Here is a 21,832-nt window from a genome sequence, read left to right on the forward strand (position 1 = left end):
AGAGATTCTAAATGGCACAACAAATAAGTTTTAGGACCGAAAGAGTAAACGAACTTATTAAGCGTGAACTCGTCCTCTTGTTATCGAAAGAAACGAAAGATCCTAGGCTCCAAGAGGTCGTTATCACTGACGTCATTGTTACTCGTGATTTAACCAGCGCAAAAGTTTTTTTCTCAGTCGAAGAGCTTTCTCAAAAATCTGTCGCAGCTTTGCTTAATAAGGCTAGTGGTTTTTTTAGAAAATCTTTATCAAAAACTTTAGACTTAAGGCATACCCCATCACTAAACTTTATTTATGATACAGCTCCAAATGCTGGCGCTAGAATGGATGATCTCTTAAGTAAAATTTAAACCCATAAAAAATGTCTAAACGCAACCCAAAAGGTAGAGACATCAACGGAGTTTTACTTCTTGATAAAGCTAGTGGCCACAGTTCCAATTCTGCCCTGCAAGATGTAAAACGATTGTTCGATGCTAATAAGGCTGGACATACTGGAAGTCTTGACCCTCTTGCAAGTGGACTCTTGCCAATCTGTTTAGGGCAAGCAACAAAAGTTGCACAGTTCTTGTTGAATGGCGATAAGCGCTATTTTGTGCGTGGTAAATTAGGCCAAATAAGTGACACGGGAGACTCAGATGGTCAGGTCGTTGATTTTGGTTCCACAAAAGGAATCAATGAGCAAGCTATCAAAAATGTTTTGTTAGATTTTGTAGGCAGTATCAATCAAGTTCCGCCAATGTACTCTGCTCTTAAGAGAAACGGAACGCCTCTTTATAAACTTGCAAGAAAAGGCATTGAGGTTGAAAGAGAAGCCAGGCCAGTAACAATTCATGAGATAAAGTTCAAAGGCTTTGAAGAGGAAATTTTAAGCCTAGAAGTTTCGTGTTCAAAAGGCACGTATATTCGAACCTTGATTGAAGATATAGGAGAATCGTTTGGCTGTGGTGGGCATGTTATTGAGCTAAGAAGAGTTGGATTCACTCATTTTGATATACCACAGGCCAGAACTTTTGAGGACCTAGTAGAGCTAAAAAATAAAGGTTTAAGCGAACTTGATTCAACTCTTCTTTGTGCGGATGAGATGTTGCCAAACCTTAAAGGACTTTATTTGAATGCTGAACAAACACTTGATATTAAACATGGAAGAAAGCTTCAGTTTCCTGGTCTAGATGTTGGTCAAAAAATTAAGCTTTATGACGAAAAAAAACAGTTTATTGGTATTGGTGAGAATAATGTTTTATCTGAAGTTTGGCCTAAAAGGGTTTTTGTTTGAGAGGAAAATTTTTCAAGCTTAGTATTTAAAAGGAGGTGTTATGAAAGTTTTAATAATAGGCTCTGGTGGCCGTGAACATGCATTAGCTTGGCAGTGCTCTTTATTTGATGAAGTAGAGCATGTATTTGTAGCACCTGGAAATGCTGGCACAGACTTAGAGAAAAAAATATCAAATATTACGATAGACCCTGAAAATATCCCAGCGCTAATTTCGTTTGCTAAAAGTGAGCTTATAAACATTACAATTGTTGGGCCAGAGGCTCCTTTAGTTATGGGAGTGGTTGATAATTTCCAAGAGGAAGGCCTGGCAATATTTGGACCTTCAAAACTAGCATCTCAATTAGAGGGATCAAAAGCATTCTCTAAGGATTTTATGCATAGAAACAATATCCCAACAGCATTTTATAAGGTCTTCACTGAATCTAAGCTTGCAATTAAATATGTCAAAGAGAAGGGCACACCTATCGTTATAAAGGCGGATGGACTAGCTGCTGGAAAAGGGGTAATTATTGCAAATACTCTAAATGAGGCAACACTTGCTATTAATGATATGCTTGAAGGAAATCGATTTGGAGAGGCTGGATCTAGAGTAGTCATAGAAGAGTTTTTAATGGGTGAAGAGGCAAGTTTTATAGTTATGGTCGATGGAAGTAATATACTTCCAATGGCTACATCACAGGACCATAAGGCAAGAGATAATGGTGATAAGGGCCCTAATACTGGAGGAATGGGGGCGTACTCACCAGCACCAATAGTAAGTCCTTTAGTTTTTGATGATGTAATGGAAAAAATTATTAAACCAACTGTTGAGGCAATGAAATCCGAAGGCATGCCATATACTGGTTTTTTATATGCGGGACTTATGGTCGACGACAAAGGCATGACAAAAGTACTCGAGTACAACTGTAGATTTGGAGATCCTGAAACGCAGCCAATAATGATGCGCTTGAAATCTAATTTAGCTAAATTATGTATTTCAGCAACTCAAGGTAATTTGGATTCAGAAAAAGCTGAATGGGATGAGAGGGCCTCTTTGGGCGTTGTAATGGTTGCTTCTGGCTATCCAGAGGCTTATAAAAAAGGAGAAATAATTAATCTTCCTACAGAAGAATCTAGCTCTAAAATCTTTCATGCTGGAACAAGGTTAGATGCAGGCAATATTACCAGTAATGGTGGGCGAGTTCTTTGCGCAACTGCATTAGGCACGGACATTAAAGAGGCACAAGAAAAAGCTTATCAGCTTATTAATTTAGTTAGTTGGGAAGGGAGCTACTTTAGAACTGACATTGGTTTTAAAGGTATATAGGGTGCTTAACATTATTGGCGTAGATGAGGCTGGAAGAGGCCCTTTAGTTGGAAATGTGGTTGCAGCAGCAGTAATTTTTCCTGTTAATTTTTTTATTGAGGGTCTCACTGATTCTAAGAAATTAACAGAAAAAAAACGTGAAGATTTCTACTACCAGATTACTAACCAGTGCTTTTGGTCAGTGGCTGAAGCTAGTAGTATTGAAATTGATGAGGTCAATATATTGCAAGCAACAATGCTTGCGATGACAAGAGCAATAAATAGTTTACAGCACCAGCTGTTAAGTCAAAATCAAGATGAGATATTTCAAGTCCTTGTTGATGGAAATCGTTGTCCAGATGTTGATAATTGCCGTGCAATAGTTAAAGGAGATTTGACTGAGCCTGTTATTTCGGCCGCATCGGTTATTGCAAAAGTTACAAGAGACAGGCAAATGAAGGAACTGGACTTAAGGTTTCCTGAGTACGGATTTCAAAATCACAAAGGATATGGCACGAAGGAACATCTTATTGCCTTATCAAAGTATGGACCAATTGATGGACAGCATCGATTCACTTTTCGGCCAATAAAAAACCTTTAGTTTGTTTCTAGTTCGTAGATTTGTTGCTGTAATTCATTTTGAGCAGCTTCAAGCTCTGCTTTTTTTGCTTCAAGAATAGCTCTTTTCTCTGCCTCTTCTTTTTTCTTATTATCCTTTTCAATTTCTGCTGCAGGCCTTGTTGCTAGGTAATTAAATAGTTTAACAACTTTCTTAACATTTTTTGCCTTACTAGCAATATTGGTAGCGTGTTCTGCCTCCCTTTTTGTTACTGATCCCATTAAGTAGACTGTCGCCCTTTCAGTAAGAACAGAAACATGAGCTGGATGAAATACTTCTTGATCTAGGAATAGGGCCTCTATCTGAACCGAAATTACTCCGTCTCTAGCGCGCTTTAAATAGCTACTATTTGGCATCACGGCTACTTCATTGATCAGTTGGCTCATCTTTGGTGCTCTTTTTTTAACTGTTTCCTCGAGATAGCTCTTAAGATCATCAGTTGGCACTTCACCAGTCATCAATACAGATTTGTTATAGACATTAAAGTTAATATGCGTATCTTCTAGCATGGAGTCTTTACTAACAATATTCCCTAAATTCATATAAAGAGTTTTGTCATCCAAAATTTCACCCATTGTGCGGCGATCATTAGACATTGTAGCAACAGTAGTAACCGCTGCAGCTCCTTGAACTATTGGAGCGCATGAACTTAAGATAGTGGATGATATGAGAAGTGCAGATAATATAATTACTTTTTTCATTAATACTCCTTGTTACTAGTTAGCCAAAGCTAAAAAAAAGATATCTCTGTATTTTAAAGCAGTATCAGTATCTATTAAAGCTAAAGACATAGATAAATTTTGATAATAATGTAGGTTAATAAAGCATAATGGTAATCATATATGAACCTTGGTTAAGACTTTAAAATGATAGGAAAGCTGTTTATTGTAGCAACTCCAATTGGTAATTTGAATGATATTACTTATAGGGCAATCGAAACATTAAAGAATGTCGATATAGTTTTAGCTGAAGATACGAGACATAGCAAAAAATTATTTGCACACTTTGAAATTTCAACGCCACTAAAAGCTTTTCATGAGCACAATGAGCGAGAGAAGACTGAATCTATTATCTCCGAGCTAAATTCTGGTATTTCAGCTGCACTTATAAGTGATGCTGGAACCCCTTTGATAAGTGATCCAGGCTATTTTTTAGTTTCACAGGCAAAAAAAGAAGGGATTGAGGTTGTGCCTATCCCAGGACCTAGTGCAATAATTACAGCCCTTTCAGCTTCTGGCTTAGCAAGTAATAGCTTTACTTTTTTTGGATTTCTGCCTTCAAAAAAAATTGCAAGAATTAAATATCTTCATAATAAAACCACTCTTAAAGAGACAATTATCTTCTACGAGTCGCCTAAGCGAATATTGGCAACTTTAAAGGACATGTTGGAAGTATTTGGAAATGAGCGAAAGGTCTGTCTTGCTAAAGAGCTGACCAAATCCTTTGAAACAATCCGCACTGACATAATAGAGAATGTAATCGAATACCTTGCTGCTGATTTAGCGCATCAAAAAGGTGAATTTGTAATACTAATATCTTCAGCTGATAAAATAGATCTTGTTGATGCTGAAAACCAATTAGGGGAAATTTTGCCAATCCTTTGTGCTGAAATGGGCGCATCAAAAGCGGCAAAATTGGCTGCTAAAATTACTGGTATCGATAAAAAACATTGCTACAATAAGGCTATAGAGTTATGAATAATTTCTACAAACATCACATTTTTTTCTGCAATAATATTCGACAAGATGGTAAGCAGTGCTGCTCAGAAAACGGCGCGAAAGAGCTTTATCGTTATGCTAAAGACCAATGTCGCGCGAATTCTACATTGGGCAAAGGGCAATTTGGTGTTAGTGAATCCCGTTGTTTAGGTCGCTGTGAGGATGGACCCGTTGCAGTTGTTTATCCTGATAACATTTGGTATCAATACATTGATGAAGAGGATATTGATGAGATTCTAACATCTCATTTAGAGGGCGGTAAGGTGGTTGAGCGATTACTAATTAAATAGGTTATGTTATTTCTCAAGTCGAGTAATGCCCTCAAGGATATATGGATATAAGTTACTCGCTATTATCTTGATACCCCTTTTATTAGGGTGCTTATAATCGGCCTGTAAGTTTTTCTTTTCTAAGGCAATATCTTTAAGTAAAAAAGGCATAAAAATTAAGTCATATTTGGCAGCAAGTTTAGGATAAATTCCATCAAATTTAATTTTATAATCTGGCCCCATACTTTCAGGAGATTGCATTCCAGCGAGTATTACAATCGAGTTACCTTGATTAAACTTAGTGATTATTGAATCAAGGTTCTCCATTGTCAATAATGGGTTAAGGCCCCTTAACATATCATTTGCACCAAGGCACACAACCACTATGTTTGGCTTATCTCCAAGAGACCAGTCCACCCTGGACAAGCCATTTTTAGAAGTGTTTCCAGAAATACTAGCATTAATAACGCTGACTGTAAAATTTTTATCTTCAAAATTACGCGTGAGCTCTGAGGCTAAATTCTCGTTTTGAGATAGCCCATATCCAGCCATCAGGCTGTCTCCATAGAGCATAATTTTTATAGGGTTTTCAGCATAAGCACTGGTAAATAAAAATATGCATATTAAGCCAGTAAATAGTGCTTTTAGCTTTAGTTTTTTTGAGATAATCATTGCCCGAATTTTATATTAGATTAAGCGATGAGTGAAGCTATACAGTTCAATAATGTTTCGTTAAATTACGGCTCTAAAAACGATGTAGTAGAAGTTTTAAAGCGTATCAATTTTTCAGTAAACAGTGAAGAAATTATTTCTATTGTTGGACCAAGTGGTTCAGGAAAAACATCAATCATTATGCTTGCTTCAGGCCTTGAAACTGCTACTGAAGGTTCAATTAAGATTAATAATGAAGAAATTGTTGGGCTGAAAGAAGACAGACTATCAGAGGTTAGAAGAAAAAATATTGGTATTGTTTTTCAATCCTTCTATCTAATTCCTAACCTTACCGCTATTGAAAATGTTTTATTATCGCTCGAGGCAAATCAAAAATATAATCAAGATGATGATGCTAAAGCATTACTTGCAGATTTTGGTCTCTACCATAGACTCAATCATCTTCCAAGTGAACTTTCTGGCGGTGAGCAACAAAGAGTTGCCATTGCTCGAGCACTAATAAATAACCCTAAAATTATTCTGGCAGATGAGCCAACAGGAAATTTAGATAGTGCTAATTCAGAAAGTATGATGGATCTGCTTTTTAATTACACCAAAAAAAGTAAAACCTCACTAGTCATGGTAACCCATGACAATTCAATAGCAGTGCGATGCGATCGTATTATTGAAATTAAGGACGGTCAAATTGTTTGATATTCAGCAACTACGCTTAATTAATAAGTATGCAATAAGAGATTTTTCTAGAAGCTATAAAAAATTATGGGTTGTCACGAGCACACTTTTTATTAGTTTACTCTTGCTTTCTCTTACTTTCTCCATCAAGGAGGCTTTGAATAATGAAATTGAAGCAAACTCTAAAGAGTTATTAGGTGGTGACATTCAAATTACCAGTGGTATTGACCCGTTACCTAGTTTAGTGCTTGAAGAGTTAAAGGATTTAGGTAAAGTTAGTTCAACAATTGAGCTTGCAACCATGGTTTCAAAAAAAGGTCAGTCGCCTGTGTTTTCTGAGCTAAGGGCAGTAGATGATAACTACCCACTTTATGGCGAGATTATTACAATGCCTCAGGGCGCCGCTGAAAAAATATTTTTAAATACAGAAAAGCCAACTGTTCTAATTAATGAGAGCATTCAAAACTTACTCCAAGTTGAGATTGGGGATGATGTTGTGATTATGGGGAAAAGTTTTAACGTGGGCGGCTTGGTTTTATCCGTTCCAGATCTTGCAGAGCGAGCTGTTTTTGGTGAATTTGCAATAATTAGTAAGTCGAGTTATGATCAATTTGGACTGAGCTCAGCTGGAAGTTTTCTTGATCATGAGTACCGGCTGAAGTTTAGTAATTCTAATGAAGAGGGAGAACAAACTCGATTGGCTAAATCAATTATTGCCTATGATGATAGTATTGAAACTAGACTACCAGGAGATAGTGGGCGAAGTTTAAATAGGATAATTGATAACTTTTCTAACTTTTTAAATTTAGTGTCAGTAAGCGCAATGATAATTGCAGGCATTGGAATCAGTAACACCTTACTTTCTTTCGTTAACCAAAGAAATACTAGTATTGCGGTTAAAAAATCGATCGGTTTTTCTTCGAATTTTATTCAACTCATGTACTTTTATGAAATTATTCTAATATTAATAGTCACATCAATTATTGCCTATTTATTTGGGGTTTTTAGCCCTTTGTTGGCGAATGAATTTCTACCAAAGTCTTTAGGCATTGATCTTCAGCCAACTGTCAGCTTAATAGGCTATCTAAATATTTTTTTCATTGGCTTATTAGTTGTTTTGATTTTTTCAATACCATCGCTATATTCGATTAGTGAGATCAAAGCAGTTGCTTTGTTTCGTAATACTTTTCAGCCAGTAAGTCTAAACTTCTCTTTAAAAAATATTATTTTACTGGCGATTCTGGTTACAATTTTGACTACTTATTTTGTTCTTCAGACTGAGCAAAAATATTACACAGTCCTATACTTTTTAGCATTTTTTATTACGATGCTTATATTTTATGGCGTTTCTAAACTGTTAATTTTCTTTCTTAGAAGGTTTCATAAATTTTCTAATAATGGCTATAGGATTGCGTATAGGAATATTGTTGCAAAAAAATCACTTGCACCTATTATGACAATATCTTTAGGTATAGGTTTAACGCTCCTGCTCACTTTGAGTTTTGTAGCCAATAATTTAAAAAAAGAAATATCAGATAGCATTCCATCGATGGCACCAGATTTATTTTTTGTGAGCATCGATAGAGATATTAAAAGTGACTTAGAGTCTTTTATTAAAAATATGGATCCCAATGTAGCTCTTGAATTTAGTCCAATGGCGAGTGCTTCATTTATCTCCCTAAATGGAACGCCTATAGAAGAGATTGTTTCAGAAAACAATAGATCTGCATGGGTTGTTAGGGGCGATAGGCGGATCTCATGGGCAGAAAAACCAAAGCCAGATAACCCAATTATCGAGGGTGAATGGTGGGAGCCTGGTAATGAAAATGAGATGTTCATTTCCATGGACAGTAGAGCTGCTTATGACCTAGGCATGAAGATAAATGACAAGATTACATTGAATATACTGGGTAGGGATGTCACTGGAACTTTAAAGAATTTTAGAGAGGTTGATTACCGGGATATTTCTGTTAACTTTGCAATTATTATTAATAAAGCTTTTGCTAAAAAGCTCCCTTATGAATATATTGGAACGCTTAAGTCAGACTTATCCTCTAATGATATTCTGGCCCTTGTTGTCGAGAGGTTTCCTAACGTATCAGCTATAAAAGTTGATAGGATTTTGTCCCAAATTAGCGGCGTATTAAATAAAATATTTATAGCCGTAACTGGAATATCTTTAATTGTTATTGTGATTGGTTTGATTGTAATTGTCAGTGCAGTCATGGTTCAAACTACATTTAGAAGATACAATAATTTGATCTACAAAATATTAGGTGTGGATTTTCCAACGATACTTAAAGCAATGACGATAGAGTTTGCTGTTATATACTTCACCTTGATTTTCTTTGCACTATCAGTTGCTGTCTTGGGGTCATATCTTGTTGTTGAGAATACCCTTCAGCTAACTTGGAAATTTGATTTAGGGCTGACGCTTTGGATTTTATTGACAACTGCAACAGTATCTTTTGTACTTATTTTGATGGCAAATAAAAGTATCTTTAGCCCCAAAGTATATCCACTTATTCGTAATGAGTAATTGTTAGAGCTAGAACTAATTTAAGTACTAAAGAAAAGCAAGTAGTCTTTGATTAAGGGTGTTTACTTTGTCCTTTAGCTCACTTATTTTTGAGTTATTTTCAATAACATCAGTAGGAATATAATTATTTAATTGAAGGCGTTTTTCTCGACTTGATTGAGAAAGTAGCATTATTTTTGCTTTTTCTTTATCAATACTGTCTCTAGACATTAGTCGTATCAACTGCGTTTCAGTTTCACAATCTACAACTATAGCTCTATCGAATGGCCCCCATAGTTCTTTTTCTACTAGGAGAGGTATTACTACTATCATAATCCCTCCTCTACAATTATCCATTGAAGATTTCATTTTTTGAAGTATCTTTGGATGAAGTATCTGCTCAATTTGCGCTCTATTTCTTCCTTTCTTAAAGAGCTCATCACGAAGATTTTTACGATCAAGTGTCCCATCAGATAGAAGTATTGACTTTCCAAAAGCCTCTATGAGTTCTTTTAGGCCATCTGATCCTGGTAACACAACTTCCCGAGAAATAATGTCTAGGTCAATGATATAACAACCATGAATTTCTAATAAGTCACTTACTAGAGTTTTTCCTGAAGCTATTCCACCTGTAAGGGCAATTTTAAGAACTTTCTTTTCCATTAAAATTAAGTTAAGTGCATGAAAGTAACTAAATTTTATATTGAATTCTAGCTGATACTGGAAGAATGATAATAATACGGTGCTTATTTGCTGGTTTAGCTTGACTTTTTCAAGAAAAATTTCGATAATAGGCGCTCTTTTTGGTTATGTAGCTCAGCTGGTTAGAGCACAGCATTCATAATGCTGGGGTCGGTGGTTCAAGTCCACCCATAACCACCATATATAATAAGGCTTTCAGCCATTTCACTTAAATCAAAATAATGTTTGGGTACACATTGGGTACACAATAGAACAGATTTCAACCCTTATTTCATCGCCCTTCTTAGTTGCTAATAATTATATATTTACTAATTGTTTTATAATTAATACGCCTTAACCAGTGGTTTAGAGAGCATACAACCAGTGGTTTAGATAAATACTATTAAAAATCTACTATCCCTCGCATATATATACTGACTTTGAACGGTACGGGGGACCCCCTGTCACTAATGGCTACATACATATAATACCTCCCTCACAGATGAAACGAAGTTTGGTCTTTGGTTTCACCAGTCTATAATAGCCTCCATGAAAAAACTATTACTACTTCTAACATTATTCTTTTTCTCAATTCAAGGTTTCGCAGCAGGCTGTCCTGATGGCAGTGAACCAGTTAAGAGTATATCTGCGGACGGTACTTATTTTGTATTTGAGTGTAACAATAATACTCAAAACAGTTCATCGGCTAATCAAAACTACGACATAACTATTGTCAACAAATCAAGCTTTCCAACAAAAACTTTACAGGAGTGGGCTGATTCTGCTAGTTCTAAAATGGCTTCACGTGAGTCAGATATATTGGTTCTTTTGTATGATGTTGGGCAAGTAATTAACCCAGTTAAAAATTTATATGGAAGCTTTCGTCTTCACCAAGTATTAATGTCTCCAAAAGAAATCAATGAAAGTAAAAAGTTAATTGAAGACTGGTTTATAAATTCAGGCTGTTCTGGTGGCGCTGATTATGGCCTTATGAATGACATTAAAGTGGGCTTAGATAAAGGATTAGACTGGTCATCCCAATGGACTCTTTGCACTAATAAACGACTAATCGTAATGGCCCTTCCTGAGGAGATGAGAAGTAACCCAAATGGCCAAGATGCTGTTTTTATTGATATCCAAGGTTTTCTTCAACACGAGCTCTATCATGCTTTTCAGCATGACTTAGCAAATACAGGTGAGTGCAGAAACAGGAGAGATAAAAAGAATAGCAACAGTAGCTGGATGATTGAAGGTGGAGCTAGATACTTTGCTGAACGCTTACTCCCATTCCCAAAAGCTGACTTTAAAGATTTAATTCTTCGACCAATCTATGAAAACAAAATGGTTTTAGGTGATGCAGAGGACGTCGTTGGCGCAGCAATACTTTTGTTGATGATAGAAAGAGGGTTAATAAATGAAAGTGAAATTATGGATGGTAGTTTATTTCATGATTGTGCGAGAGAGTTAAAATTTGACAAAAATAGCGATGAAATGAAATTTGTATTAAGTAATTGGAACAATGAAGAATATGAATTTTCACCAGAAATTTTATTAGATTATGATGCTTCAAAAGCAACTACGAATGAATCATTCCCAACAGTTGATTACAACACAAACGTCAAAGAACTATGTCAGGGACATATTGCAGCAAATTGGAAGGGTTATATGGAGCATAATTCTAGTGGTTATTTTTTTGCAGTTGTGGGAGAAGATGGTCGCTGTGAACACGGTGTTGGGAGAACTAAAGAAGACGCATTTAATGAGTGTACAAAATGGCAGGAAGAAAATAATATTGTTGGAACCTGTGAACTTTATGGTCGTTCAGGTGAGGTAGTTTGGGATGGTCATTTGAAACCATCGAAATAAGGCTCTAAATAAGTATCAGTGTCCACAAAAGATTATTGGTACCATGAACTAATCTACTATACCTTGCATATATATACTGACTTTGATACCTAGTGGGGGAGGCTCATTGAACTCATCTAACTATTAATATTACCCTCCGCCTACATCAGAAAGAATTTGCATTTATTTGAGATATATATTAGGCTGTATGATAATTTTTTTACATATACTAAAATATGTTTTCTAGTCGATTATTTAACCTTCTTGGATATAAAGCAATATATCTAAATCACTGTAGGCGATTGAAAAAAAATCCCCGACCAGTTAGTCTTCCAATATTTGGAAAAATCAAAACTTATCATGAAATAATTAATATTCATGATAATTTTGCTGTTGGACAGCTTAGAGATGATATTGTTGAGACCTATTTGTCACAAGAAAAAAATCCAGTAGTAGTAGATTGTGGTGTGAATATTGGAATTACAGTCCGTTGGTGGTTAAATGGTCTTGCTAATAATAATCTTCGAGTTATTGGTATTGATATGATTGATGAGGCTCACAAATTTACTATTAATTCTCTATTAGATGCTAATATTGATCCTGAAAGATATCAATACCATGTTGCTGCATTATGGGAGCATGGGGATGCAACTTTTAATATCGATGTTGAAGACCCTTTGTTAGGTGAGACTAATGTATTTGATGTAAGCGAAGGCATAGATTTGAGAATAGTGCATTCAAAAAAATTGGATGATTTATTAGTTGGAGCATCATTAAAAAAAATTGATTTATTGAAATTAGATATAGAGGGCGCAGGTGCACATGCTCTTGAAGGTGGACTAGAGATACTAAAAGTCACAAAACATGTTGTGATTGAACTTCATGACGAAGAAGAACAAAAAAAGTCATCGAAATTATTATTAAATAATGGTTTTTATTTAAGAAAATCTGTTGGAAGACATTTATGGTGGGAGCGTGTTTAAATTTGGATAAACTCGATTAGGCTCTGACCTCGAATTTTGAGGTTCTATCGAGTAAATGTATTAATGGAGATTGCTTATTAAAACAATCTTTATTTAAAAAACTCCTAATCTACACCTACCCTTTCACCTATTATTTATAATCAGCATAATGATAAAAAAATATTTATTTTTATTCCTAATTAGTTTTGCAAGTCTTTCATATGCTAATTATTTAGATGATTGGACTAATGAAGATCTCTGTAGATGGATGGATGCTGCTTCTATTCCTGAGCATATTTCAGAAGAGATATATATCAGAAAAGCTGTATGCTTTAACGATTCTGAGGTTATTGAGTTAACAAGTCAAGCCACCTATATTAGTGAAAATGGAACTGTTTTTCCTTCACCTAAGCCTTCTGCAAAAGTAAAGACGAATAGTGGTTTACGTTTCAGATTCACCTATAAGATAACTTTATGATGAAACCTCGACTATGAGTTGGTGGACATCAGTTTTAGGCGGGGCGCTAGGCTATATGATTGGTGGCCCACTTGGTGCAATGCTTGGTGTTGCATTTGCGGGTAACCTTTCAAAAGGCAAGTCTAATTTCCGTGGATCTGCATCAGATTATCGGCCCGGTGATCAGCAACGCGTTCAAGCAGCATTTTTTAGTAGTGTATTTTCAGTTATGGGCTACATTGCCAAAGTAGATGGTAAAGTCTCAAAGTCTGAAATTCTTCTAGCTCAGCAAGTTATGCAGCACATGCAGTTATCTGAAGATATGCAAAAAGCTGCAAAAGAGCTCTTTAATCAAGGTAAACAAAAAGATTTTAACCTAGACGAAGTGCTTGAGCAGTTTCGCACCGAATCTCATAGGCGTACCCACCTAGTCCGGATGTTTTTAGAGATTCAAATTCAAGCTACATATGCAGATGGTGTGTTTGATGATAAAGAGTATGACGCTCTTAAATATATTGTTCAAAAACTGCGCTTCCCTATTCATGAATTAGAGCAACTTATTCAGCAGTTTTCTGCTGGGAGTGGTAAATCTAGAAAACTAACAATCGATGATGCATATGTCATACTAGGTGCTGATAAAAGCCTTACTGACAAAGAGCTTAAGCGAGCCTACCGCAGATTATTAGCTCAGCACCATCCAGATAAATTAGTTGCTAAAGGATTGCCAGATGAAATGATAAAATTAGCAAATGATAAAACTCAAGAAATCATTAGTGCTTATGAGTTCATTAAAAAGGACCGTGGCATGCGCTAATTAAGTTACACCACTCGTATTAAATGATAAAAAAATCAGTCAAGTTTTTAGTGGGTGGATTTATTGTGTTAACAATAATCGCCGCACTAGGTCACAGAGTAATTATTCCAAAGTTAATACCATTATCAGATCTGCCAACGCCATCAGGCATTTATGATGTTGGAACAAGAATATTTGAATGGACTGATGTCTCGCGTGACGAGTGGTTTACAGAAGAAAAAGATGACAAACGACGCATTGTTGTTCAAATTTGGTACCCAAGCGAAGATACAAATACAGATCCAGTTCCATACTTGGTATCAGCAGATAAGTGGTTACCAGCTTTAAGTGGTATTCTGGAGATTCCCCAATTTCTTTTTAATCATTTACGAAACATAGGTACACATTCAGTCCTTGATGCTTCTGTGAATAAACAGATAGAAGAGGCCCCTTTGGTTCTTTTTTCGCACGGCATTTGGGGAATGCGTTTTCAAAATACAGCGCAGTTCGAGGCACTAGCGAGTAGGGGCTATATTGTTGCTTCTGTAGACCATGCATATGATGCAAGTCTTACGCTTTTTAAGGACGGAACCATTGCAGATTTTAGGTCTGGATATGAAGGTGAATTAAGTGAAGAGGAGTTTTGGGAGTTACGTAATCCACAACTTCGTACACGAGTGAGTGATATTCGCTTTATGATTGATACTATTGGCATCAAAAAGCATAAAGGGGACGAAGTTTGGTCCGTCATTGATATGGAACATATTGGTGTTTTTGGACATTCTTATGGAGGAGCGACAAGTCTAATTGCCAGCATGCAAGACGAGCGTATTGACGCCGCAATAGCGCTTGATGGGTGGATGATACCGGTGCCACTTGATATTATTGATAGCGGCTCTGATAAGCCTTTTTATTATATTGGCAGGGAGTCATGGCCTGATCCGCTTAACTACCAGCAGCTTAATAAGTTTCTTGATAGTAGTTCAAGCCAGTCAACTTTATTTTTGAAAGGAACAGAGCATTTTGATTACTCTGATGCGCCTCTTTTTTCGCCTTATATGCAAATACTTGGCTTGTCTGGTGAAATTCCTGCTAATGAATTAGCTCAAAAACTTGAGGATGAGATTGTTGGCTTTTTCGATAACCACCTAAATTATGAATCAAAAATTTAGATAAGTGGATAACAGTTCTCGTAATAACAAAATGAAATAAAATCTTAGTATAAATAGAATTGTTCCTTTGATGAGAATGCTAAGTAGAAAAATATGAATAAACTCTTAACGCCTTTAACTTTCCCTCAAGGGACAAGAATTAAGAATCGCTTTATGCTCGCTCCCTTAACAAATACTCAAAGCCATGAAGACGGGGTGCTTTCAGATGAAGAGTTCAAGTGGCTTACAATGCGTGCAGAGGGCGGCTTTGGTTTAACCATGACCTGCGCTGCTCACGTGCAGCCCGAGGGAAAGGGTTTTCCAGGTCAATTAGGTGTCTTTTCTGATGATCATCTAGAAGGGTTAAAGAGATTAGCATCCACAATAAAAATGAATGGAAGCGTCGCTATTTGTCAGCTTCACCATGCGGGGATGAGGTCACCAAAAGAGTTAATAGGGCAAATGCCCGTTTGTCCTTCTGATAATGAAAAATTTAAAGCTAGGGCTCTTACTACTAAAGAAGTCAAAGCACTAAGGGATGACTTTATCGAAGCAGCCATTCGCTCAGAAGCATCAGGGTTTGATGGGGTTGAGCTTCATGCAGCACATGGATATATCCTTGCGCAATTCTTAAGCCCAGAAATCAATCAGAGAGAGGATACTTATGGACAAAGCCTAAATAATCGTTGCAGGCTGCTTTATGAAATCATTGACGGCATAAGAAAAGAGTGCAACAAAAATTTTATGATTGGCGTTAGACTTTCACCTGAAAGGTTTGATATGAAATTAGCAGAGGTTATTATTATTGCTCAAGAGCTTATGACTTCAGGCAAGATTGATTTTATAGATATGTCTCTTTGGGACGTCTTTAAAGAGCCTGAAGAAGAGGAGTTTAAAGGCAAGAGTCTCCTCTCTTACTTCACCGAACTTGAAAGAGGAAATACACGACTTGGAGTTGCTGGAAGTATAAGAACTCCTAAAGATGCAGAGCGAGTTATGTCTCAAGGCGTGGACTGGATCATGCTTGGGAGGGCGGGAATGTTGCACCATGATTTTCCAAAATTATATGAAGATAACCCACGGTTTTCACCTATAGAGATTCCCGTTACTAGAGATTACTTGTTGCAGGAAGGGCTTTCAGACAAATTTATCAACTACATAAGCAAATGGGGATTCACCTCAGAGCTAAGCAAAAACGCAGAGTAACTAATCACATGGCAAGAGGGCAAAAATCATTTAAGCATTCTAATAATGGTCCAGCAGTTACCGATGATGAAATTTATATGATGGTAATGCTCTATACCTATCAACATAAAAGCATTGATTATCTTGCTCGGAAATTTAACGTCAGCTCTCCTGTAGCTAAAGAAATTATCATTCGAAGTCGTTTTGGTGGGGCTTGTGGCTAAGATCAATATACTACCTCTAATTATTTTTATTCTTGCAGGTCAAGCCTATGCAGACAAAAATGATTTATTCCTTGAGGGATTAGAAGGGGTTGTCAGGATTGATTTTTCGGATGGAAGTATTTATAAAGGACAAGTTGATGAATGCTTAATTGAATTGACTAAAGCAACCTGTATGTCTGGGATGGGGGTTTATGACGCCATAGATGGTTCAAAATATTTTGGAAGTTTTAAGGGTAATAAGCCCAATGGTAATGGTTTATTTAGACATCTAGACGGCCAAACCTATGAGGGAAATTTTAAAGATGGAGCTATTCACGGTAAAGGCATTATGACATACTCAGATGGCCAAAGATATGAGGGCGACTACAAAAATAATATGCGCAATGGCTTTGGCATCATGACCTATCCAGATGGCCGTAGCTATGAGGGCGACTTCAAAAATAATATGCGCAATGGTTATGGCATCATGACCTATCAAGATAGAGGGAAATATGAAGAGGGCAGTAGCTATGAAGGAGAGTGGTTAGATGACGAGCGAAATGGCCAGGGAATTATGATTTATTCAAATGATGGTAGGCGCTTGAAAGGAGAGTTTAAGGATAATGTTTTTATTAACTATAATTAGAACTTTTAGGATAATTTGGAGATGAACTAGTGGACTTAAAAATTATATATTTTGATTTACCTTTTTGGCGTGCTGAGATATCAAGACTACCTCTATTCATCGCAAATATAGACTTTAAAGACTTCAGGCCTAGTGATGATGAGTGGGATTATGCCAAAGAGAATGGGAAAATGGAGGACGGTACAATAATCCCGTTCAGTGAACTGCCCGTTCTATCTATCAATGGTGAGAGTGTTGCCCAGACAATGGCAATCGCAAGAATATGCGGCAAGCTTGGCGGAATGTATCCAGAGGATATTATTGAGGCGGGAAAGGTTGATCAAATCGTTATTGCTGTTGAAAATATTAATGCACTTTTAAGCCCCTCAATGAAAGAAAGTGATCCATTAAAAAAGAAGGCAATGCGAAAAGAGCTAACCTCTAATGAGCTGCCAACATACTTTGGTTATTTGCAGGATATTTTAGATACCAATCACTCAGGCTGGTTTGTTGGAGACAGTATGACTATTGCCGATCTTGCAGTTTGGAGTCTTTTGGGATGGATCGCTTCGGGCGTTATTGATGATATCTCAGCAGAGGTTATTCGCCCATTTGATGGTTTGGTGGGATTATACAACGAGATTAATAAAAATCCGCGCGTCAGAGCGTGGAAAATTAAGACCTATGACCACGATAAGGTTCGAGATGATGAGTATAGCTTTGGCGTTCCAGATAGCATATAAAGAGAGCTAATTGAGCATTTTTGAGTCATCAAGGTAGGGAAGTTTATTCTGTACTGATGAGATTTCATTGGTGTTGATCTCTCCTGTGATGACTTTTTCAGCTGTTCCAGCGTTAACAACATCAAGACCATCTGGGCTAATAATTTTGCTCTCACCCATAAAATTGATGCCATGTAAGTTTCCAGTAGAGTTGGCATAAATAACATATATTCCATTTTCAAATGCCCTAGTTCTGCAATTATAAAGAGCTGCAGCTGGCCAATGAGATGACTGACCTGTTGGAGCGATAATCAATTCAACGCCTTGTAGGGCTAATTTACGAATGATTTCTGGAAACTCTAGCTCATAACAAATGACGATCGCAGACTTTATTCCATTGATCATAATGATTGAGCTCTTGCTGCCTGGTTTAAATATCTTTGACTCGTTGGCGGTGGGCGGCAGTATTTGTTTGCGATGGTTTGCAAGAGACGTGCCCTTAGTATCAAAATACTGAGCCGAGTTAAACAGACTGTTTTTAGCCATTTCTGGATATCCATAAAGAATGGCGGTTGAGTATTTTTTTGCAAGAGCGCTTATTTTGTTTGCGAACTCACCATCACTCTGCTCACAATACTCTTTGATTTTATCAAAGCTCCCGTAGCCGGAAAGAAACAGTTCAGGGCAAACGATTAAGTCTAGCCCACCAGTTTTCTGTAATTTTTCCTCTAGCCTTTGAACTCTTCTTAAAGGAGTTTCATCGCGCATTTCGTATTGAAATATGCCTGCATTAATTTTCATTTTCTCTCTCGCGCTTTACGAATTTTCTTAATCCAATTATAGGGCTTTATAACAATCCAGTAAATCCATACAGGGGAGACAACGATATAGAATATATGCCAATAAACGTTATAAAGATCAAACCAACTGATGAATATTTGATTATTTAGTTTTGAGTATGTTGTCGCAATGAAAAACGAAAACAGTATCCAAAAGATACTGAGGTAAAAACTAATTCTTGTTTTTAATGAGAAACTTATCATCAGAAATGATTGCACTATATAACCTTAAGGTAACTATAATTTAATTTGCAAATTTATAGAGACTTTCGATGATAAAAACATTACAGATAAGCGAGAAAGAGGCCTGGGATTTGGCATTTAATGCCTTAATAAATAACCAGACTTCTGATGATAATGCAAGAGAAGTTGCTGATGCATTAATCAACGCTGAGTTTGATGGACAGATTGGTCACGGCCTATCGCGTATACCTTCTTACGTTGAACAGGTATTGTCTGGCAAGGTCGCTGGTAATGTATCTCCCTCACTCCTAAGTTCAAAGGGGAGCGTCATTCGGGTTGATGCCAATCATGGCTTTGCTTTTCCAGCAATCTCATTAGCCCTTAGTGAAATAAAAAAGACCTGTAAAAGCTTTGGTATTGCCGCTGCAAGCATTTCTCACTCGCATCATTTTGGCCAGGCTGGCAGGCATGTTGAAAGACTTGCTGAAGACGGCTTGATTGGATTGATGTTTGGTAATACCCCTAAAGCGATTCCGCCATGGGGAGGTTCTAAACCTTTATTTGGAACCAATCCGATTGCATTTGCCTCGCCAAGAGAAACAGCAGCTCCATTAGTCATTGATATGAGCTTAAGTAAGGTGGCACGCGGAAAAGTGATGGTGGCCAATCAACTCAATGAAAAAATTCCAGAGGGTTGGGCGATAGATAAGGAAGGAAGGCCAACAACCGATGCTAAAAAAGCCCTTGAGGGGGCAATGCTTCCAATTGGAGATGCCAAGGGGAGTGCTCTAGCATTAATGGTGGAAGTCCTTGCAGCTGGGCTTACCGGTTCAAACTTTGGCTTTGAGGCGAGTTCATTTCTTGATGCTGAAGGAGGTTCACCAGGCGTTGGTCAGCTAATTATTGCAATTGATCCTAGTTTTTTTGCAGGAGATAGTTTTGCTGAGAGAACTGAAACCATAGTGGGCGCGATTCTTGAGCAGCCATCGACAAGACTTCCCGGTGATAAGCGACTTGAAAAAAGAAAGGTACGTGAGAAATCAAAAACGATAACAATCTCCAAAGGTCTTTATGAAAAAATTATGCTTCTAAGTTAGGTATTTTCTTTAAAGTAGTATTTTTTTTGCTGACGTATGTAATTATGTTCTGATATATTTCATTTTTATTCTTATTTTAAGAATTTATAGCTCATATTAGGCCTTTTTTTTATTTCATATCCCTATATAATGTTGTATTTTTATTTCCAAAGGAAAATTATGCGAGTTCATAGGTCAATGTTAAGAAATATTATCCTCAGCGCAGCTATCACAATGTCACTCGGTTTTTCCCTGAGCGTCAGCGCGGATGACTCAGAGCAGATCAAGTCTTCGCTGATGAGCAGAATGACCAGTTCGACTGGCTCGTTTATCTCAACGGGTATTGGCGCACTGCTGAGCCCTAACTTTAATACCGTTGAGGTTAGCACCAACCTAAAAGAGGGTGACTCATCGGTTGACATTGGCGTCCTTAGGGCTTATGGCGACAACCCAAACTCATTCATCTTTAACCAGATCAACCTCAATCGTTTTGATAAGAGAACGACTTTAAACCTTGGTCTAGGCTATAGAAGACTCAACGCTGACGAGACATGGATGACCGGCGTTAACGCATTTTACGATCACGAGTTCCCGAACGATCACAAACGTAACGGTATTGGCTTCGAGCTCATTAGCTCGATCTTTGAGGCAAGGGTGAACTCATACAATGGCACAACAGGCTACATTAAAGACAAGAGCGGCGTTAACTCCAAAGCACTTGACGGCAGAGACATGGGCTTCAAGGTTGCGCTTCCTTACTTTCCAGGCATGATGTTTGGAATGAACGCAGTGCAGTGGAAAGGTATTGACGGTATGAAAGATAAGAAGAGCAGGAAGTACACGCTCGGCGGTTACCTCTCTGACAACGTATCGGTAAGCTATGAGCATCATGACTATAAGCTGGCCGCTACTAAAGATACGAGTAGCATTAATCTAAATTACACGTGGGGCTTTGGCGTGGAGAACACAAAACCAAAACTATTTGAACTTGCAAGCTCGGCTTACGAACTTAAGAAGCTTGGCGATCAGCGCTATGACCTAGTCAAACGTGAGAATCGAATCGTTAAGAAAAAATCTGGCGTTCTAACAGTGAGTGGGTACTAATATCAAAACATTAAACTTAAATAAATTATCACTATTAATTGGGCTGTTTTTAGTTTCAACTTTTTTTACAACAAGTGCAAATGCAATGTGTATAAAAGTAGGTGATGTTATAACTACTGTGTCTGGTGAAACTCCTGTTAAGGATAGTGGAGCCCCAACAACAGCGACAGATCAATGTGGCGACACACCAGATACCTATAGAATAGTATTTTATAAGCTTGCAATTTGCACTACTGACACAAAGACAAATGATTTGAGCTCTTGTCAGTATATTATTAATTCAGCAGCTGGAAAAACGATAGACATTGAATATCCTGCCTCTCAGGTATTAGATATCCCAGAATTTTCAATTGATCCTGGAACCTACCCCTATATGGTAGCTGTCATTGGAAGTAGGCTGGGTATTAAGCATGCATGGGAAACAAGCTCCAATACTGGTGGTGCTGGAGATGGGGAAGGTAAATTTTGCTGGACATCTAATGCTGGAACAACGGCATACACAAATGAAGCATTTACGTCTTCCGCACATGGCGTAACAACCATAGATGACGGTATTGCAATGGCTACTTGTGGTGATGAGTCTGATTCAGCACCTGTATTTACGTATGAAATTATAAATATTTTGACTGAGGCAGAGTGTGATAATGGTTTTGGGGCTAACGGTGATACTGAGAACTTTGGAGCTGTACCAGGTGGTAATGGCTCTGCTACAATTGCACTTCTCGATACTGCTAACGCATTTGCAACAGAATGTGCAAATTCACACAAAATTCTTTGGACCACACTACTTACAACTCCTCATGTCGTTACAGAGGACAGTACGTTTGAGCTCAAGATGCGCACACAAGGCGCAGTTTCTATGGACTTTAGTGGTAGTGATGATAACGAGTTTATTAAAACTGGAGCAGATCCAATTCAGTTAAATTTATATGTAAACTGATTAATTTTTATAGAATCGAATCGTTAAGAAGAAATCTGGC

General features: G+C 37.3%; 24 protein-coding genes and 1 tRNA gene. 21 read left to right on the forward strand and 4 right to left on the reverse strand.

The window, feature by feature from the left end; all coding sequences use genetic code 11:
- Positions 1 to 11 precede the first annotated feature (11 nt).
- Genes rbfA through ABXT69_RS00340 form a run of 4 tightly spaced genes read left to right on the forward strand, consistent with a single transcriptional unit; the run spans position 12 to position 3,159 of the window.
- Positions 12 to 350, forward strand: coding sequence for a 30S ribosome-binding factor RbfA (gene rbfA, locus ABXT69_RS00325; RefSeq protein WP_271541843.1), 339 nt, complete (start codon positions 12 to 14; stop codon positions 348 to 350).
- 11 nt (positions 351 to 361) lie between these two features.
- Positions 362 to 1,273 (forward strand): tRNA pseudouridine(55) synthase TruB, encoded by a 912-nt coding sequence (truB, locus tag ABXT69_RS00330; RefSeq protein WP_416678153.1) that lies wholly within the window; start codon positions 362 to 364, stop codon positions 1,271 to 1,273.
- Between the two features lie 40 nt (positions 1,274 to 1,313).
- Entirely contained in the window at positions 1,314 to 2,579 is a 1,266-nt protein-coding gene (purD, locus tag ABXT69_RS00335; RefSeq protein WP_416678154.1) for a phosphoribosylamine--glycine ligase, read from the forward strand.
- Between the two features lies 1 nt (position 2,580).
- Positions 2,581 to 3,159, forward strand: coding sequence for a ribonuclease HII (locus ABXT69_RS00340; RefSeq protein ID WP_416678155.1), 579 nt, complete (start codon positions 2,581 to 2,583; stop codon positions 3,157 to 3,159).
- Here the strand turns inward: ABXT69_RS00340 and ABXT69_RS00345 are convergent.
- Positions 3,156 to 3,878 (reverse strand): BON domain-containing protein, encoded by a 723-nt coding sequence (locus ABXT69_RS00345; protein WP_416678156.1) that lies wholly within the window; start codon positions 3,876 to 3,878, stop codon positions 3,156 to 3,158. The genes ABXT69_RS00340 and ABXT69_RS00345 overlap by 4 nt on opposite strands.
- Before the next feature lie 165 nt (positions 3,879 to 4,043).
- On the opposite strand from ABXT69_RS00345, the gene rsmI reads away from it, so the two are divergent.
- Together rsmI and ABXT69_RS00355 are read left to right on the forward strand one after the other, a co-directional pair.
- Entirely contained in the window at positions 4,044 to 4,874 is an 831-nt protein-coding gene (gene rsmI, locus ABXT69_RS00350; protein WP_416678157.1) for a 16S rRNA (cytidine(1402)-2'-O)-methyltransferase, read from the forward strand.
- Entirely contained in the window at positions 4,871 to 5,185 is a 315-nt protein-coding gene (locus tag ABXT69_RS00355) for a (2Fe-2S) ferredoxin domain-containing protein (protein ID WP_271556386.1), read from the forward strand. Before rsmI ends, ABXT69_RS00355 begins: the two co-directional genes overlap by 4 nt.
- A gap of 6 nt (positions 5,186 to 5,191) precedes the next feature.
- On the opposite strand, the gene ABXT69_RS00360 is transcribed toward ABXT69_RS00355, so the two are convergent.
- Positions 5,192 to 5,836: an arylesterase gene (locus ABXT69_RS00360; protein WP_416678158.1), complete on the reverse strand. Its 645-nt coding sequence runs from the start codon at positions 5,834 to 5,836 to the stop codon at positions 5,192 to 5,194.
- Positions 5,837 to 5,863: 27 nt separating this feature from the next.
- Here ABXT69_RS00360 and ABXT69_RS00365 point away from each other — a divergent pair, with 27 nt between their 5' ends.
- Complete coding sequence (locus tag ABXT69_RS00365; protein WP_416678159.1) at positions 5,864 to 6,529, forward strand: ABC transporter ATP-binding protein; 666 nt, start codon at positions 5,864 to 5,866, stop codon at positions 6,527 to 6,529.
- Positions 6,530 to 6,665: 136 nt separating this feature from the next.
- Positions 6,666 to 9,047 carry an ABC transporter permease gene (locus tag ABXT69_RS00370; protein WP_416678161.1) on the forward strand — a complete coding sequence of 794 codons (2,382 nt, stop codon included), beginning with the start codon at positions 6,666 to 6,668 and terminating at the stop codon, positions 9,045 to 9,047.
- Between the two features lie 27 nt (positions 9,048 to 9,074).
- On the opposite strand, the gene coaE is transcribed toward ABXT69_RS00370, so the two are convergent.
- On the reverse strand, positions 9,075 to 9,689 hold the full coding sequence (coaE, locus tag ABXT69_RS00375; RefSeq protein WP_416678162.1) for a dephospho-CoA kinase: 615 nt from the start codon (positions 9,687 to 9,689) through the stop codon (positions 9,075 to 9,077).
- 142 nt (positions 9,690 to 9,831) lie between these two features.
- Between coaE and ABXT69_RS00380 the strand changes: the two genes are divergently transcribed.
- From ABXT69_RS00380 to ABXT69_RS00425, 10 genes are all read left to right on the forward strand, one after another.
- Positions 9,832 to 9,908, forward strand: a tRNA-Met gene (locus ABXT69_RS00380).
- Between the two features lie 348 nt (positions 9,909 to 10,256).
- Positions 10,257 to 11,573, forward strand: a complete 1,317-nt coding sequence (locus ABXT69_RS00385; protein ID WP_416678163.1) for an ImmA/IrrE family metallo-endopeptidase — start codon at positions 10,257 to 10,259, stop codon at positions 11,571 to 11,573.
- Between the two features lie 281 nt (positions 11,574 to 11,854).
- Entirely contained in the window at positions 11,855 to 12,535 is a 681-nt protein-coding gene (locus ABXT69_RS00390; RefSeq protein WP_416678164.1) for an FkbM family methyltransferase, read from the forward strand.
- Between the two features lie 148 nt (positions 12,536 to 12,683).
- Positions 12,684 to 12,992, forward strand: coding sequence for a hypothetical protein (locus ABXT69_RS00395; RefSeq protein WP_416678165.1), 309 nt, complete (start codon positions 12,684 to 12,686; stop codon positions 12,990 to 12,992).
- 13 nt (positions 12,993 to 13,005) lie between these two features.
- Positions 13,006 to 13,785, forward strand: a complete 780-nt coding sequence (gene djlA / locus ABXT69_RS00400) for a co-chaperone DjlA (protein WP_416678167.1) — start codon at positions 13,006 to 13,008, stop codon at positions 13,783 to 13,785.
- A gap of 23 nt (positions 13,786 to 13,808) precedes the next feature.
- Positions 13,809 to 14,936 carry an alpha/beta hydrolase family protein gene (locus tag ABXT69_RS00405; RefSeq protein ID WP_416678169.1) on the forward strand — a complete coding sequence of 376 codons (1,128 nt, stop codon included), beginning with the start codon at positions 13,809 to 13,811 and terminating at the stop codon, positions 14,934 to 14,936.
- 93 nt (positions 14,937 to 15,029) lie between these two features.
- Positions 15,030 to 16,121 carry an NADH:flavin oxidoreductase gene (locus tag ABXT69_RS00410; RefSeq protein WP_416678170.1) on the forward strand — a complete coding sequence of 364 codons (1,092 nt, stop codon included), beginning with the start codon at positions 15,030 to 15,032 and terminating at the stop codon, positions 16,119 to 16,121.
- 8 nt (positions 16,122 to 16,129) lie between these two features.
- Complete coding sequence (locus ABXT69_RS00415) at positions 16,130 to 16,324, forward strand: hypothetical protein (protein WP_271541654.1); 195 nt, start codon at positions 16,130 to 16,132, stop codon at positions 16,322 to 16,324.
- Positions 16,317 to 16,949 carry an MORN repeat-containing protein gene (locus ABXT69_RS00420; RefSeq protein ID WP_416678171.1) on the forward strand — a complete coding sequence of 211 codons (633 nt, stop codon included), beginning with the start codon at positions 16,317 to 16,319 and terminating at the stop codon, positions 16,947 to 16,949. Before ABXT69_RS00415 ends, ABXT69_RS00420 begins: the two co-directional genes overlap by 8 nt.
- Before the next feature lie 29 nt (positions 16,950 to 16,978).
- Positions 16,979 to 17,671, forward strand: coding sequence for a glutathione S-transferase (locus ABXT69_RS00425; RefSeq protein WP_416678173.1), 693 nt, complete (start codon positions 16,979 to 16,981; stop codon positions 17,669 to 17,671).
- A gap of 6 nt (positions 17,672 to 17,677) precedes the next feature.
- Here ABXT69_RS00425 and ABXT69_RS00430 read toward each other — a convergent pair whose 3' ends face one another.
- Positions 17,678 to 18,451: a nitrilase-related carbon-nitrogen hydrolase gene (locus tag ABXT69_RS00430; protein ID WP_416678174.1), complete on the reverse strand. Its 774-nt coding sequence runs from the start codon at positions 18,449 to 18,451 to the stop codon at positions 17,678 to 17,680.
- A gap of 310 nt (positions 18,452 to 18,761) precedes the next feature.
- Between ABXT69_RS00430 and ABXT69_RS00435 the strand changes: the two genes are divergently transcribed.
- From ABXT69_RS00435 to ABXT69_RS00445, 3 genes are all read left to right on the forward strand, one after another.
- The gene (locus ABXT69_RS00435) at positions 18,762 to 19,769 is read left to right on the forward strand and encodes an Ldh family oxidoreductase (RefSeq protein ID WP_416678177.1); all 1,008 of its coding nucleotides are present in this window, start codon (positions 18,762 to 18,764) and stop codon (positions 19,767 to 19,769) included.
- A 213-nt stretch (positions 19,770 to 19,982) separates the two neighbouring features.
- Positions 19,983 to 20,852 carry an inverse autotransporter beta domain-containing protein gene (locus ABXT69_RS00440; protein WP_416679597.1) on the forward strand — a complete coding sequence of 290 codons (870 nt, stop codon included), beginning with the start codon at positions 19,983 to 19,985 and terminating at the stop codon, positions 20,850 to 20,852.
- Positions 20,853 to 20,937: 85 nt separating this feature from the next.
- On the forward strand, positions 20,938 to 21,792 hold the full coding sequence (locus tag ABXT69_RS00445) for a hypothetical protein (RefSeq protein WP_416678179.1): 855 nt from the start codon (positions 20,938 to 20,940) through the stop codon (positions 21,790 to 21,792).
- Positions 21,793 to 21,832 lie beyond the last annotated feature (40 nt).

The organism is Candidatus Pseudothioglobus sp. Uisw_016, from assembly GCF_048087635.1.
Lineage (GTDB): Bacteria > Pseudomonadota > Gammaproteobacteria > PS1 > Pseudothioglobaceae > Pseudothioglobus.

Coding starts and splice junctions, on each gene's coding strand:
- rbfA (WP_271541843.1), top strand. CDS start 12: ATGGCACAACAAATAAGTTTTAGGACCGAAAGAGTAAACGAACTTATT.
- truB (WP_416678153.1), top strand. CDS start 362: ATGTCTAAACGCAACCCAAAAGGTAGAGACATCAACGGAGTTTTACTT.
- purD (WP_416678154.1), top strand. CDS start 1,314: ATGAAAGTTTTAATAATAGGCTCTGGTGGCCGTGAACATGCATTAGCT.
- ABXT69_RS00345 (WP_416678156.1), bottom strand. CDS start 3,878: ATGAAAAAAGTAATTATATTATCTGCACTTCTCATATCATCCACTATC.
- rsmI (WP_416678157.1), top strand. CDS start 4,044: ATGATAGGAAAGCTGTTTATTGTAGCAACTCCAATTGGTAATTTGAAT.
- ABXT69_RS00355 (WP_271556386.1), top strand. CDS start 4,871: ATGAATAATTTCTACAAACATCACATTTTTTTCTGCAATAATATTCGA.
- ABXT69_RS00360 (WP_416678158.1), bottom strand. CDS start 5,836: ATGATTATCTCAAAAAAACTAAAGCTAAAAGCACTATTTACTGGCTTA.
- ABXT69_RS00365 (WP_416678159.1), top strand. CDS start 5,864: ATGAGTGAAGCTATACAGTTCAATAATGTTTCGTTAAATTACGGCTCT.
- coaE (WP_416678162.1), bottom strand. CDS start 9,689: ATGGAAAAGAAAGTTCTTAAAATTGCCCTTACAGGTGGAATAGCTTCA.
- ABXT69_RS00385 (WP_416678163.1), top strand. CDS start 10,257: ATGAAAAAACTATTACTACTTCTAACATTATTCTTTTTCTCAATTCAA.
- ABXT69_RS00395 (WP_416678165.1), top strand. CDS start 12,684: ATGATAAAAAAATATTTATTTTTATTCCTAATTAGTTTTGCAAGTCTT.
- djlA (WP_416678167.1), top strand. CDS start 13,006: ATGAGTTGGTGGACATCAGTTTTAGGCGGGGCGCTAGGCTATATGATT.
- ABXT69_RS00405 (WP_416678169.1), top strand. CDS start 13,809: ATGATAAAAAAATCAGTCAAGTTTTTAGTGGGTGGATTTATTGTGTTA.
- ABXT69_RS00410 (WP_416678170.1), top strand. CDS start 15,030: ATGAATAAACTCTTAACGCCTTTAACTTTCCCTCAAGGGACAAGAATT.
- ABXT69_RS00415 (WP_271541654.1), top strand. CDS start 16,130: ATGGCAAGAGGGCAAAAATCATTTAAGCATTCTAATAATGGTCCAGCA.
- ABXT69_RS00430 (WP_416678174.1), bottom strand. CDS start 18,451: ATGAAAATTAATGCAGGCATATTTCAATACGAAATGCGCGATGAAACT.
- ABXT69_RS00435 (WP_416678177.1), top strand. CDS start 18,762: ATGATAAAAACATTACAGATAAGCGAGAAAGAGGCCTGGGATTTGGCA.
- ABXT69_RS00440 (WP_416679597.1), top strand. CDS start 19,983: ATGTCACTCGGTTTTTCCCTGAGCGTCAGCGCGGATGACTCAGAGCAG.
- ABXT69_RS00445 (WP_416678179.1), top strand. CDS start 20,938: ATGTGTATAAAAGTAGGTGATGTTATAACTACTGTGTCTGGTGAAACT.